11 protein-coding genes are annotated in these 12,690 nt (G+C 55.8%); all 11 read right to left on the bottom strand.

The genetic code is table 11. The annotated features are described in order from the left end of the window. Position 1 precedes the first annotated feature (1 nt). On the bottom strand, positions 2-526 hold the full coding sequence (locus ACYX34_RS16645; protein WP_462077703.1) for a methylated-DNA--[protein]-cysteine S-methyltransferase: 525 nt from the start codon (positions 524-526) through the stop codon (positions 2-4). A 13-nt stretch (positions 527-539) separates the two neighbouring features. Continuing rightward, on the bottom strand, positions 540-2,153 hold the full coding sequence (gene murJ, locus ACYX34_RS16640; RefSeq protein WP_462077702.1) for a murein biosynthesis integral membrane protein MurJ: 1,614 nt from the start codon (positions 2,151-2,153) through the stop codon (positions 540-542). Between the two features lie 250 nt (positions 2,154-2,403). Next, positions 2,404-4,824, bottom strand: coding sequence for a S8 family peptidase (locus ACYX34_RS16635; RefSeq protein WP_462077701.1), 2,421 nt, complete (start codon positions 4,822-4,824; stop codon positions 2,404-2,406). A 611-nt stretch (positions 4,825-5,435) separates the two neighbouring features. Continuing rightward, positions 5,436-5,957, bottom strand: a complete 522-nt coding sequence (locus ACYX34_RS16630; RefSeq protein ID WP_462077700.1) for a bactofilin family protein — start codon at positions 5,955-5,957, stop codon at positions 5,436-5,438. 115 nt (positions 5,958-6,072) lie between these two features. Then, positions 6,073-6,735, bottom strand: coding sequence for a TPM domain-containing protein (locus ACYX34_RS16625; protein WP_462077699.1), 663 nt, complete (start codon positions 6,733-6,735; stop codon positions 6,073-6,075). Then, a complete protein-coding gene (locus ACYX34_RS16620) occupies positions 6,722-7,615 on the bottom strand; it encodes a TPM domain-containing protein (protein ID WP_462077698.1) in 894 nt (297 codons plus the stop codon). Before ACYX34_RS16620 ends, ACYX34_RS16625 begins: the two co-directional genes overlap by 14 nt. Positions 7,616-7,648: 33 nt before the next feature. Continuing rightward, entirely contained in the window at positions 7,649-8,251 is a 603-nt protein-coding gene (locus ACYX34_RS16615) for a LemA family protein (RefSeq protein WP_462077697.1), read from the bottom strand. A 177-nt stretch (positions 8,252-8,428) separates the two neighbouring features. After that, positions 8,429-8,953 (bottom strand): PilZ domain-containing protein, encoded by a 525-nt coding sequence (locus ACYX34_RS16610; protein ID WP_462077696.1) that lies wholly within the window; start codon positions 8,951-8,953, stop codon positions 8,429-8,431. Positions 8,954-9,105: 152 nt separating this feature from the next. Beyond that, on the bottom strand, positions 9,106-9,894 hold the full coding sequence (locus ACYX34_RS16605) for a succinate dehydrogenase/fumarate reductase iron-sulfur subunit (protein WP_462077695.1): 789 nt from the start codon (positions 9,892-9,894) through the stop codon (positions 9,106-9,108). A gap of 66 nt (positions 9,895-9,960) precedes the next feature. After that, complete coding sequence (locus ACYX34_RS16600) at positions 9,961-11,874, bottom strand: fumarate reductase/succinate dehydrogenase flavoprotein subunit (protein ID WP_462077694.1); 1,914 nt, start codon at positions 11,872-11,874, stop codon at positions 9,961-9,963. Next, entirely contained in the window at positions 11,874-12,551 is a 678-nt protein-coding gene (locus ACYX34_RS16595) for a succinate dehydrogenase cytochrome b subunit (RefSeq protein WP_462077693.1), read from the bottom strand. Before ACYX34_RS16595 ends, ACYX34_RS16600 begins: the two co-directional genes overlap by 1 nt. Positions 12,552-12,690 lie beyond the last annotated feature (139 nt).

Here is a 12,690-nt window from a genome sequence, read left to right as displayed (position 1 = left end):
ATTAGGCCAAGCTTCCCTGGAGTTGGGTCAAGGTGCCTTCAAGGGAGAGTAATTTGCGCTTCATGGGCAGTCCTCCCGAGAATCCCCCAAGCGTGGCATCTTGGGCGACAATCCGGTGACAAGGAATCACAATCGGTATCGGGTTCGCACCAACCGCGTTACCGACTGCTCGGGCATACTGTGGTCCGCCCACACGAGCAGCAATCCATTGATAAGAACGGAGCTTACCGTATGGCACACGTAGGAGCACCCGCCAGACCTGCCGCTGGAAGGTCGTCCCCTGAGAAAGATCCAACGGCACATCAAAGGTCTGTCGCTTGCCCGCAAAATAGTCGAGCAGCTGACACCGCGCCGCTTCAAGTCTTGTGGACTCTCCTCGCGGCAACGGCTCGTTCAATTGTTCGATGAGTTCTGATTCAACCGCTCGTTTCGAATGCTTCGGCAAGACAATCGTTTGAATCCCCTTGGAAGATTCGACGATCCCCATCCAACCCCATGGTGACTGAAAGATGATAAGCTGGCGCATAGTCAACTCCCTGCTACCCCAATACTCGACCCAGTTTTTTTCTGACAATCGACCACAGGACCCCGAGTTCCTCCGACCGAAACAGGGCATGCACGCCCAAATACCCACCGATACTCGCTCCAACGGCTCCCATCAACATTGCAGTTTTCTCAATCCACTCACCCGGATCGGTCCAGACCTGCGCCCCGGCTACCCACCAGCAGGCCAGTATGATTGGAATGCACCCAATCACGACTCGACTAGCCGAACGGAGCACTGAATACCAGTCGACTCCACCGAGTCTCCGATTGAGCACAGCCACGAGGATTCCACCGTTGACCATCGCCGCAAGGGCCGTGGCCAGGGCAAGCCCGGCCGCTCCCAGGCGCGACATCAAGACCAACGAGAACAGAATATTCGCCACCACCGCAATCGTCGCTGAAATGACCGGTGTCGTGGTGTCCTTCAATGAATAAAAGGCCGAGACGATGATGCGCACTCCACCAAACGCCCATAACCCGACGGAATAGCAAAGTACGGCAAAGGCTGTTTCAGCAGTATCATGCGCCGTAAAGGTGCCATGTTCAAACACCAGATGCACGATCGGAGTCCGCAACACAATCAACCCCACCATGGCCGGTAGCATAATAAAGATGATCATGCGTAGTCCAAACCCGAGCGTCGTACGCAATTCGTCCAGCGCGCCTCTGGCTGCTTGCGCCGACAAAGTAGGCAAGATGGCGGTGACCAACGCCACGCCAAAGATGCCAAGCGGAAACTGAATCAATCTCATGCCGTAAAAGAGATATGTGGGCCCACCAACAAAGAACGAGCCCAGGATCGTGCTCACGGTGATATTGATCTGTGTCACCGACAACCCAAGTAACGACGGAATCATCAGCCGACCGATCTTGCGCACCCCTGGATGGCCCGGATTGAATATAAATCCAAACAACATGCCTCGTCGTCTGAGCCCTGGTAGTTGCATGGCAAACTGGGCAGCCCCACCGGCCACCACACCGATCGCAACACCGATGATGGGTTCCGGCATGGTCGGGGCTAAGAACAGGGCGCACCCGATGATGAACAGATTAAAAAAGACCGGTGAAAACGCCGGAGCCGCGAAGGCCCGTAGAGAGTTGAGCACTCCCATGGCCAGCGCCGCCAAACTGATAAAAATGAGATAGGGGAACATGATGCGAGTGAGCATCGCGGTCATTTCTAACCGGGTCGGATCGTCATGAAATCCCGGTGCCAGAAGCCACACAATACCTGCCGATCCCATAATCCCGATGAGAGTAATGCCCGTCACGATCGTCAGTAATGTCGTGAAGGCGGCACTCGCCAATTCCCACGCATCCTGTTTCGATTTCAACGTGTGGTATTCAGTGAAGACCGGAATAAACGCAGCTGACATCGAGCCCTCGGCAAAAAGCTCGCGGAGCAGATTCGGAATCCGATAGGCGACAAAAAACGCATCCGCCGCTGGAGTCGCACCAAAGAGTCGTGCGATGAGCATGTCCCGGATAAACCCAAGGATACGGCTGGAAAACGTGGCGACGCCGATGATACCAGCTGATTTGATGACGGCCTGATTCTCGTCCTGCGGTTTCGGGGGTACAGCGGGGGAGACGGTCGGCTCTGACATGGGCCGGATTCTAGCGGAACGACGCTACGCAGTCTATGGAAGGCTCCCTTTCCCGACAGTAGATTAAGCACAGGGCATCAGTTAGAGGTTCGCCCTGGTCATGTTTAGCCGTATTTCGAGCTAACATGAGTCATCGCCGTTTTGGAGGCCCCAATTACTACGGCCCTCAACTAGACAGACCAGGCGCACGTCATTCAATGAAAGACGTGCGCCTGGCCGATGACGATCGGCTCCCGGCAGAGCGCGGCTGTTAACACCCAGAAATGCATGCCCTCGTCACCTCGACCTTTCTGCACTTAAGCGACAATCCGGTAAAGACATCTTGCTTTCCATCCGGCCTGATATGCACCACCAGATCAGTTGCCAGCGTACCAGACGGACACATGGCTGGTTCATGCCAAGTGCCGTCGCAGTTGGGACGCTCTAATGTCGAAGGATTCGAGATCATGCTGAAGGAACCATCGTCCTCAACCCGGGCTCGATAGACCTTGATACCTTTTAAACGTGTACTGTTCTTGGTCGTCGAGTTGCAGGCTGCAACTCCTCGCACAAAGGTGTCGTGGTCAGGGGTTACGGTAGGAACATATTGCAGCGATCGATCAGTCGGACCGTTACCGTCACAAATATTCAATTCTGCATGCGGTTTCGAAATAGAGTGCGCGACCATGTCGGCTTTTTCCACTTTGACATAACATGGCTCGTCACTATGCTCTCCGAACTGTAACCGCTCGATTGCAGCTACCTGTGCGGTGTTACCGATGGTGTTCGTGCGCTCGCCCTTGAATCCTGATACGGCTCGATCAGCATCTACCGACGCAGGATTGAATGAGATGACAGTCTCGTAAACTGCGTTTTCGGGAGTAGGCGGACTGAGCTTGGCAATCGCTTGCTTGAGGTCAGGCAATGGGCCGATATTCTTCTCTCCGGTCTGCGGCGTACCAGTCTGGACAAGCAGATCCACCATCTCGTACCAATCAAGCGGGCGATTGTTCCTCTCTATTTGTATTCCCTGGATAGCAGCCACTGCGCCCGCGACTATGGGTGTCGCACTGGACGTGCCACTGAAACTAGATGTGTACCACTGATTGTCGTCGGCACCATTCACCTTGAACATAGTGGCCGAGCCATATCCCGCAGTCATGACACTATCGCCCCACCCTTGAACATCCACACGACTGCCGTGATTGGACCAACACCAAGGCTTGTGTGCAACTGAATCTCCCGCCCCCACAAACAGTGCACCGGAATTTCTGATGATCCGATTAAACCGATCGTCGTAACGTTCATTGTCTAGATTCATTTCTCCGTTTCCCGCAGCTTCTACCACAATGATGCCCGACGCAGTCGCTGCATTGACGGCGTCGAAGATGTCGTTCCAGTACTCCATGGCGATGAAACCGCACTGATCGCGCGGTGTGCCGGACGTGATACATGCCGTGCAGTCTCCATCGTTGCCCGGACCACGCGAATGCTGCTCGATGAGGATTACATCCCCCTCGGACAGGTTCATGCTCGCGATAAGCACGGCTTCGGCGACATTCTTGTAGTAGGAGAGGCCTAGCCCGCGATTGACGGAAACCACTCCGCCGCTGGCATTAGGCACAATGCCGCTGACGCCGATGCCGTCTTGGCGCCCCAGCATCACCCCTAGTACAGCCGTACCGTGCTGGCGCGAATCGTCATCGTCGATGCGCCCATCGTTCAGAAACACACTGGGCAGATCTTCATGATTGAGATTCCATCCCGACTCGACGTCGATGATCTTCACCTGGCTTCCCGTGCCACCAGGAATGGTCCAAGCATACTTCGCATCGATCCCACCTGGCGATGGATCGAGATAGGTTTGTCGACTTTGGAAACTCGGCGTCACCGGTGGGACGTCAGCGTCTTCGGGAATCGGAGGGAGATAGGCAAGCTCGACAACGTCAAGTTCATTCAAGCGATCTACAAGCAACTCACCCTGCTCGCCCTCCTCCAGATGAAAGACGTAGTAGTTCGACAAGTCAGAACTCTGCCGCTTCTTGCGTATTTCTGTATTGATGCGGAACTTGCCGAGCAGGTCGTCATCAATCCTGAACACCTTGCGCCAATGACGAATGCCGCGCTTCTTGAGCGCCTCACGCACCTTGTGCATTTGGCCGTCTGCATCGGCAGGGGTCATATTCCGTCGCTTCAGGAGTTCACGATCATATTCATCCAGTGTCGTCAGCTGAGGCTTCAGTTCATCGAGACGTGAGAAAACTGTCGCCTTGTCGGTCTTCGCCAGTCGCTCCGTTGAGGCATTGTCCTCACGAACCTTGGCACCATCGATGAACTTGACGATGACGACATCGCGTCGCAATCCCTTCCTATATTCAGCCTTCACGGGCTTCTTGACCGGATATTTCGTTGCGAGCGCCATCCGTTCTGTTCCGGAAATGCCACTTGCCTTTAACTTACTGATCGCGAGGGGACGCGTCAGTTTCGGTTTCGTACCAGGCTGGCTGGATTGGTCAGCGCGGTCGGGCATGACCGCTTGCTTGCCATCCAGAGCTATCGCCATTGGACCTGATAACACGCCCATCCCTATCAGCAATGAGAATGTCCCTAGTAATGTTGCACCATTAAACCCATTGCCGGCAGAGCATGCCTTACAACGCTCACAATAGCGGCGGATATGAGTTACGATCATGGTTAGCCTCCCTAGTAAGAATGTAGGTAGTGCGCGAGCCAGCTTCAGATCGTGTTTAATCGAACCGGCAAATCAATGACCTTCTCTGGGTTTTTTCGACTTCAACATCCATACCATCAGCGAATGGCTGTTAATCGGTATGCTCTCCCGGGCTATTCCTCAATGACTAGATCAAAACCGGACGGTCGAAAAGCGGATTAGGCCAGCAATTAGAAGCTTGAAAGCGTATCTCATCAGATACGACCGAGAGACAAAAAGATACAAGCCAAACTGATATGTTGACACCTCATCCTTGACGAGTGAGGCTCCATCTACTCCTTTTGGGATGAATATCTTCTCGCCAGAGACATGTCCTCAATAGACCAGTTATTGAGGGAGCTCGTCGTAGAATAGGACTCCAACCTGGTGATTCACGAGTTGAGTGAACTACTTCACCAAGGCATTCAAAAAATGTGTGGAAAATTTGAAGCGAGGGAAGACTATATTTTCTAACTCGCCCTCGACGACTGCAGATCCCTGGTTCTGAAACAAGGAGAGAGGCGAGCGACAAAACCCATCAAACAACTCCTGGCGCTGACTTCACATCACGCCAGGAGTCTTCGAGCAATCGTTTACGCAGCTAGTCGAATAGGTGGCCGACTGGTCATACTCGTGGAATTCGCATCCGTGTCGCGCAACACTTCGGCCTTGGCCTGAGGTTTCATCTCCAGGGTTCCATTGAAGACCACACCCTCCTCCATCGACAACACCGGCGTAGTCAGGCTGCCTTCCACAACCGCCGGAGCACAGAGCACGATCTGGCTGGTCGCCTCAATATCTCCCATGATATGGCCGTGGCAGACGACAGCTCCTGCCGTAACTTTGGCTTTAATCACGGCCTCAGGACCGACGAGCAACCCACCATCAGTGCGAATCTCTCCCTCCAACGCCCCATCGATTCGTACGGTCCCTGAGTAGGTGATGATGCCCTTGAACTCGACATCTTTGCCGACAAAGGCGACCTCGTCCGGCAGAATCGGGCCGTTGTGTTTTGAGAACGAACTCCGCCGGTCCTCCACCCACCGCTCTTGTTCACGTTCTCGCTCCGGCCCCCGCTCCACCTCGCCCCCTACGGTCTCCTCATGTTTCCACATCGTGTGCCCCCTCCTTGTCGAGATTGGTCCAGCCAGACGCGCAGTCCCGCCGAGTCTCTTCTCTATCGGCTGATCGCGAGGTTTTATTGAGTGGCAGGGAAGGGAGATGAACCGTTTACGACTCAATGACCAATTCATTCGATAATTCATCAGGATTGTCGCCTGGATGGCTAGGACAGACCTTGGCAAGCAACGTGCCACACACCTGAATCCCCTGACACAACCCGCCGACGATATCTCCCCTGGTCAATTGACTGACAGCAGCCTCGACAACCGAGGACCAATGTTCCGGTGGAACTCGTGGGACAATGGATCGATCCGCCAACACATAGATCTGGCGTTCCAACAATGACACCATGATCAACACACCGGTGCGCTCGCGCGTCTGCGAGACCGCATGTGTCGTGAACGCTCGTTCGGCCCGAAGTCTTACCTTATGATGCATCCGATCCGTCGGTGTCAGCAGGCGAATACAAGGAGCCAACGTTCCCAGCCATGCGCCAGCCACATACGCCACAATCGTCGCCAGGACGAGCCAGGCTGCGTTGGAACCATGCCAGCCCCACGGAAGCCAGAATATTTCCGTGGTGAGCATGAGCGTCAGAACCACTAACGAGAGCAACAACCCGGCACGATGCTGGGCATCGCGGTAGAGTCCGGAACGGCTGACGATCATGGGAACGATTTCAGCACTCGTCTGTTGCTCCGCGGCATGCACCGTCCGTTTGATCCGTTCACGCTCCTCCTCTGTCAGCGCAAGGTACTCACCAGTTTCCACTGGCACCCCCTCCCCCAAAATCGCCACCGCCGCCACTGAATCCTCCCCCACCACTGAACGACCCTCCGCCCCATCCGCCACTACGGCTGCTATACCACATCCAATCATCCAGCCCACGGGATCGAGCGGTTCGAGCTCCCGTCCCCGCAGCACCAAGCAGCAGGAGCAAGACCACCGTCACGCCGCTCGCAAGCAGTGCAGGCCCCACCCAAGGCGCAAGGAACGCCGAGATTCCTGCGCCGGCAACCGGGCCGATGAAGCGATGAACATTTGTGAACAGAAGTCCGACGAAGAGCCCGACAATGACTGCTATCACAACCTGCTCGATAACCGTACCGTCTTGCTGCGGAGGAGAATGCTCGGGCACCTGATAGGTGCCTTCGATCGTCTTCAAAATTGCGTTGGTCCCCTCCATGACCCCGCCGGACATATCACCGGTGCGAAACCGAGGTACGATCTCATTTCTGATGATCTGTGCCGATCGAATGTCGGTCAAGACACCCTCCAACCCATACCCGACTTCGATTCGCACCTTCCGCTCTTTGAGCGCGACCAATAACAGCACTCCGTTGTCCGTCCCTTTCCGACCAAGTTTCCAGGTCGTGGCCACACGATGCGTGAATTCCTCAAGGGAATCACCTTCGAGGGAAGGAATGGTTAGGACGGCGACTTGATCGCTGGACTGCCCTTCATGCGCCGTGAGACGAGCGGTGAGGGACTCCACCGTTGCCGGTGGCAAGACATGGGCGAGATCCACAACCCGCCCGGTCAACGGCGGGACATCGAGTGCCAATGCGTGAGAGGCTGCGATCAAGGTTGAGGCAACGCTCAAACACGAAACCAACCATCCGAGAACTGGGACTGCTTGTTTCCGTTCCACAGTCTCACCCTCGACCCGAGCCTCACCCTATGCTCAGAATTTTACTTCCGGCGGCTTTGCCACGGCTTTTTCATCGGCCACGGTAAAGTTGGGCTTCTCTTCCAGATGCAGGAGGAACTTCGCCGTCAGGTTCGTGGGGAAATATCGAACCATCTTGTTGTATTCCGCCACTCGATCGATGTAGCGCTTACGGGCCACGGTAATTCGATTTTCCGTCCCTTCCAGCTGGCTCTGAAGATCTCTGAAATTTTGATCGGCCTTGAGGTTGGGATAGTTTTCGGCGATCGCGATCAGGCGCCCCAACGCTGATGCCAGCCCTGCTTGAGCCTTCTGAAACGCCTCGAATGCTGCCGGATCCTTTAAGACCTCGGGCGTCACTTGCATCCCGGTGGCTTTGGCCCTCGCGTTGACGACGCCCTCCAGGGTCTCTTTTTCATGCGCGGCATACCCCTTGACCGTCGCCACGAGGTTGGGAATCAGGTCTGCACGGCGCTGGTATTGATTGATCACCTCGCTCCACGCAGCTTTCGTATCTTCGTCCAAGCCTTGCAAATCATTGTAACCACACCCGGACACAGACAACGCCGTGACCAGTATTGTTGCGATCGCCATCGTTTGCCACCAACTACGTCCCATTGTTTCCTCCTTCAGCCATACCCTCAGGACGCTGTGCCCCCTCCCAATCCTGCTTGCATGCTACCATGAGGGATAATCATGAAGATATGTCGGTCAAGGGGCCCCATGCCGAGAAGCGCATCATTCGATCGAACCGGCGGATCACACGGGAGATGCAGATGGCGGCGAAGAAAGAAACTAGTTGGAGAGAGATGACTGGGCAACCTCAATCGAGACCGAAGGGTTGGATCCGGCATGTGTTTGGATAAACGCCATCAGGCGTTTATCCTCCTGCGCTCTGCGCAGGAACTTGAACGCAATCCCACGGGCGCTGACGGAGCGAACAATGGCTGCAGCCTCGATGGGCGGCTCGTCCTTGGCAAGGCTGATCTCAAGGTAAAAGATATCGTCAACCCGCACATGGGCCTCGCTTTGGATAATGCAGCCCCCTAACGATAGATCCAATACAATGCCTTCTCCCCGAACTCGTCCCCCGGAAAATGAGAGGCAGAGCCTGACCGGAATACGCATATGTTCCCGACGCTCAGCGAGCCGCGGGAAGCTCGCGGAACTCATGCGACGGGCGAGAAACCGGCAGTCACACCGTTGACATTGGAAAGGTGCCATCCACAGCAGCGACGCAACAAACTCACGTGGCGAGCGCACCTGCACACGAAGCGCACCGCCCTGTCGACACTGAGGACACACGATCTGTCGTTCCATGCTGCCCTCCGGCATACACCAACCTATTCACAGCCCTTGATCGCACTATAAAGGCGTTTCCTTCACAGTCAAGCTCATTGCTTTCCGGCGCCAATCAGCTTCCGTCAGTGGAGGGTCGACTTGAGAAGAGGCACTGCCTGCAAAGAGTTCTGCTATGAGGACTCTGCGTGTGGAGACTCCGGCTCGCTGGGAAGGCCGGATTCGACGATGCCTGCACGGAGATACTCACGATTGAGATTGGCGATAAAACGGGCACTAATATTCTTGGGGCAAACGGCCTCACACTCATACTGATTACCGCAGGAGCCGAACCCTTCCCGGTCCATCGCCTCCAGCATGGCACTCACACGGCGCGCTCGCTCGGGCCTTCCTTGTGGAAGGGTGGCCAGGTGGGACACCTTTGCCGCAACAAACAGCATGGCCGAGGCATTCTTACAGGCCGCCACACACGCTCCGCAGCCGATACACGACGCTGCATCCATCGCGGTTTCTGCTTGGTCCTTCCCGATCAAGAGAACGTTCCCGTCCACCGCTCCCCCGGTATTGACGGAGATATACCCGCCTGCCTGCATGATCCGATCCAACGCACTGCGATCCACCACCAAGTCTTTTAGGACCGGAAAGGCTTTGGCCCGCCAGGGCTCAATCGTAATGCTCGTCCCATCAGGAAACCGCCTCATGTACAACTGACAAGTCGTGATACCCTGATCCGGGCCATGTGGGATCCCATTGATGACCAGTGAGCAACTCCCGCAAATCCCTTCCCGACAATCCTGCTCGAACGCCACAGGCTCCTCCCCATCGCCGAGTAGTCCCTGATTGACGCCATCGAGCATTTCCAGAAACGACATACCGGGGCTCACATCGTGCGCCTCATAGGTCACGAATCGACCCTGTTCGCACGGACTATTCTGTCGCCAAATCTTCAAGGTGAATTTCATGACGCGTGCAGCAATCCGACTCCTATTCCTTTCACCCCTAACCTCTCCCCCCTCACCGTTTACCGGCTACTGATAGCTTCTCAGGGTCGGAGGAACGAACTCGAACGCCAACGGCTCTTTGTGCAAGACCGGCACAGCCCCATCCCGATACTCCCATGCCGCCACATAGGCAAAGTGAGCATCGTCGCGGCGTGGCTCACCATCTTCTGTTTGATACTCCTCCCGAAAATGTGCGCCACATGACTCCCGACGATGGAGGGCGTCGTGACAGAGCAATTCGGCAAACTCAAGATAGTCCGCCACTCGTCCCGCATACTCCAGTTCCTGATTGAAGGACTCGCCCGACCCTGGCACCATCACATCCCGCCAGAATTCCTCACGAAGCGTGGGAATCGATCGCAACGCCGAGGTGAGCCCACCTTCGTTGCGCGACATACCACAATAATTCCACAAGAGCGTCCCGAGCTCTCGATGAAACATGGCAGCGGTCCGACGTCCCTTCACCGTCAGCAGACGGTTGATCCGCGTCGTCACACGCTGAATCGCCTCGCGAGCTTCCGCATGATCGTCGGAAATAGGGAGGAGTGTTGCCGTCGCCAGATAATGGCCAATGGTATAGGGAAGGATGAAATACCCATCGGCCAGCCCTTGCATCAATGAGCTGGCGCCCAACCGGTTGGCACCATGGTCCGCGAAGTTTGCTTCACCGATGACGAAGAGTCCCGGGATGGTGCTCATCAGATTGTAATCCACCCAGAGCCCCCCCATCGTATAATGCGGCGCCGGGTAAATCCGCATGGGAACCTGATAGGCATCCTCTCCTGTGATCCGATGGTACATGTCGAAGAGATTGCCATAGCGTTCGCGGACGACTTCCAGCCCTTGTTGCTCGATGACGTCCGAAAAATCCAGATACACGCCCTGACCGCCTGGCCCGACACCATAACCGTCGTCGCACACAACTTTCACCGCACGCGAGGCGAGATCCCGCGGGGCGAGATTCCCGAACCTCGGGTATCGCCGTTCCAGAAAATAATCGCGATCCGTTGCAGGAATGTCGCCGGGAGACCGCTGATCCGATGGGACCCTCGGCACCCATAATCGGCCATCGTTCCGGAGCGACTCGGACATCAGAGTCAACTTAGCCTGATGGGCCCCACCCGGTGGGATAGCCGTCGGGTGAATCTGGGTAAAACATGGATTGGCGAACGCCGCCCCGTGCTTCCACGCCCGGTATGTAGCCGTCACGTTACATCCGCTCGCATTGGTCGAGAGATAGTACACATTGCTGTACCCACCCGTGGCCAGTACCACGGCATGAGCCGTATGAGTACTGATATGCCCGGTGACCAAATCCCGCGCCACGATGCCTCGCGCCTGCCCCTCGACCAGAATGAGGTCGAGCAGTTCCGTGCGCGGATGCATCGTGACCTGACCGCGTTCGATCTGCCAACAGAGCGCAGAATAGGCACCTAACAGAAGTTGTTGCCCCGTCTGTCCCCGACAGTAGAACGTCCGGGAGACTTGTACACCGCCAAACGATCGGTTCGCCAATTGACCGCCATACTCCCTCGCAAAGGGGATACCGAGCGCCACGCATTGATCGATGATCTGTGTGCTGACCTGGGCAAGCCGGTACACATTGGCCTCACGGGAGCGGAAATCACCGCCTTTGATCGTGTCATAAAACAATCGTCCGACACTATCTCCGTCGTCCTGGTAGTTCTTTGCCGCGTTGATTCCCCCTTGCGCGGCAATACTGTGAGCGCGACGCGGACTATCGTGGAAACAAAAGCACTCCACGTGATAACCGAGTTGTCCCAAGGTCGACGCCGCACTTGCGCCGGCAAGGCCGGTGCCGACGACGATTACGGTGAGCTTCCGCTTGTTGTTGGGGCTGACTAACTTTTCACTGAATCGATGCCGATCCCATTTGGCTTCCAGGGGTCCAGACGGAATTCTTGAATCCAGTCTCGTCATCAGCGCACGATCCCTAAAAAGACGGCTAGGATGATCGCAACATTCCCTAGGACCACAATCAGCCCGATCATCGGACCAAGCGCTTTCAAGAGGCGAGTCAACGCCGCATGCTCAAACCCCATCGTTTGTACGCTACCGGCAATCGCATGGCTCAGGTGAAGACCAAGCCCCAGCTGGCCGGCAAGATACAGGAGAACCATAAAGGGATTTTGAAAGGCATGAATCACCTTGCCGTAGACATCCCGATACCCATCGGGGTCGCGACGATCAGAGAACGTGGGATCGATGACGCCAGCCGTGAGGTGCAGGAGATGGAAACCGACAAATAACAACAGGATCATCCCGGATATCGCCATGGTGCGGGAAGCGATCGACGCCTGTCGATAGCGATGGAGCGTGTACTCAACGGGACGAGCACGACGATTTCGTATACTCAGCTGGAGTGCGAGCCCAACATGAAACACCGCCATACTCAGTAAGCCGATGCGGACCGTCCAGAGCACGATCGGCATATCCCGGAGAAAGGCGGCATAGCTGTTCAGTGCGTGGGGCCCTTCGAACAGCTGAAGATTCCCCAGCATGTGAAACATGACGAACACCACAAGGCCTAGCCCGGTCAGGGCTATGACCATTTTCTTGCCAACTGAAGATTGGAAATGACTCAAGAGGCGCATCATCAACGGGCATTATACAATGAACCATGAACAAACGATCACTTCGTCGGACGACGTCACATCCGACACTCTTGACTCAAATGGCATTCCATACCTGGCCATCTATCACACACGACACTCCAAGCCGCATGACACCCTGTTC

Source organism: Nitrospira sp. CMX1 (genome assembly GCF_054902215.1).
Note: the sequence above shows the minus strand (reverse complement) of the source record. Positions and strands in the feature narration are given on the sequence as shown.

Excerpts from the sequence above, each read along its gene's own strand:
- ACYX34_RS16645 (WP_462077703.1), bottom strand. The coding sequence starts at position 526 with ATGCGCCAGCTTATCATCTTTCAGTCACCATGGGGTTGGATGGGGATC.
- murJ (WP_462077702.1), bottom strand. The coding sequence starts at position 2,153 with ATGTCAGAGCCGACCGTCTCCCCCGCTGTACCCCCGAAACCGCAGGAC.
- ACYX34_RS16635 (WP_462077701.1), bottom strand. The coding sequence starts at position 4,824 with ATGATCGTAACTCATATCCGCCGCTATTGTGAGCGTTGTAAGGCATGC.
- ACYX34_RS16630 (WP_462077700.1), bottom strand. The coding sequence starts at position 5,957 with ATGTGGAAACATGAGGAGACCGTAGGGGGCGAGGTGGAGCGGGGGCCG.
- ACYX34_RS16615 (WP_462077697.1), bottom strand. The coding sequence starts at position 8,251 with ATGGGACGTAGTTGGTGGCAAACGATGGCGATCGCAACAATACTGGTC.
- ACYX34_RS16610 (WP_462077696.1), bottom strand. The coding sequence starts at position 8,953 with ATGGAACGACAGATCGTGTGTCCTCAGTGTCGACAGGGCGGTGCGCTT.
- ACYX34_RS16605 (WP_462077695.1), bottom strand. The coding sequence starts at position 9,894 with ATGAAATTCACCTTGAAGATTTGGCGACAGAATAGTCCGTGCGAACAG.
- ACYX34_RS16600 (WP_462077694.1), bottom strand. The coding sequence starts at position 11,874 with ATGACGAGACTGGATTCAAGAATTCCGTCTGGACCCCTGGAAGCCAAA.
- ACYX34_RS16595 (WP_462077693.1), bottom strand. The coding sequence starts at position 12,551 with ATGATGCGCCTCTTGAGTCATTTCCAATCTTCAGTTGGCAAGAAAATG.